At 77.4% G+C, this 954-nt stretch carries 1 protein-coding gene; it reads left to right on the forward strand.

Annotated features, from left to right (window positions below; translation table 11 throughout):
• Positions 1-262 precede the first annotated feature (262 nt).
• Entirely contained in the window at positions 263-880 is a 618-nt protein-coding gene (locus NWP10_RS12135; protein ID WP_258301072.1) for a copper chaperone PCu(A)C, read from the forward strand.
• The last annotated feature ends 74 nt before the right edge of the window (positions 881-954 follow it).

Here is a 954-nt window from a genome sequence, read left to right on the forward strand (position 1 = left end):
GGGCTCCGCCGAGGCGGGCGAGTCCGCCGAGGCGGGCGCGCTGCCCGCGTGGGTGTGGGCCGTGGGCGTCGCCGGGCTGCTCGTGCTCGTGGTGGCGCTGATCCTCATGGGCCGTCGGGCCCGCGCGCTCGGCCACCTCGACGACGGTCGCTGACCAGACCCCTCCGGCCGGCCCCACGAGGCCAGGCCCCTCCCTCGCGCGCCCGCAGGCTCCGCCCCGGAGCCCGGCCGCGCCCTGCACTCCTGAAGGAAGCGAACAGCCATGACCACCCCCCGTTCCCCCCGTTCCGCCCGCCGCCTGTCCGCCGCCGCCGTGATGGCGGCCGCCGCCCTCGGCCTGACCGCCTGCGCCGGCGGCGCGGACGACGCCGCGTCGTCGTCCTCGAGCGCCCCGGCCGCCGCGACGACCACCCCGGCCGCCGCGTCGTCGTCCGCCCCCGCCGAGGGGCAGGGCGCGCCCCTGACCGTCTCCGACCCGTGGACCAAGGCCACCGAGGACGGCATGACCGGCTCCTTCGGTCTCCTGGAGAACTCCTCCGACGAGGACCTGCACGTGGTCGGCGTGAGCGCCGAGGTGGGCGCGAAGGCCGAGCTGCACGTGATGGTCGCCGACGAGGACGGCCAGATGGTGATGCAGCAGTCCCCGAACGGCTTCACGGTGCCCGCCGGCGGGTCCTTCGAGCTGGCCCCCGGCGGCGCCCACGTGATGCTGATGGGCCTGACCGAGCCGATCGAGCCCGGCGAGGAGGTCGCCTACGAGCTCGAGCTGGAGGACGGCTCCACCGTGGAGGTCGTCTCCGTGGCCCGCCCGTACACCGGCGCCAACGAGTCCTACCACGGCGGCGGGGCGGAGGAGTCGGACGAGCATGCCGACCACTGACCCCGCCGAGCACCCGGACGCCCCCCGCGGAGAGGACGCCCGCCCGGCGTCCCCCCGCGGGGAGGGCGCCCGCC

The sequence above is a fragment of the Micrococcus sp. HG099 genome, from assembly GCF_024723355.1.
GTDB classification, from domain to species: Bacteria; Actinomycetota; Actinomycetes; order Actinomycetales; family Micrococcaceae; genus Micrococcus; species Micrococcus endophyticus.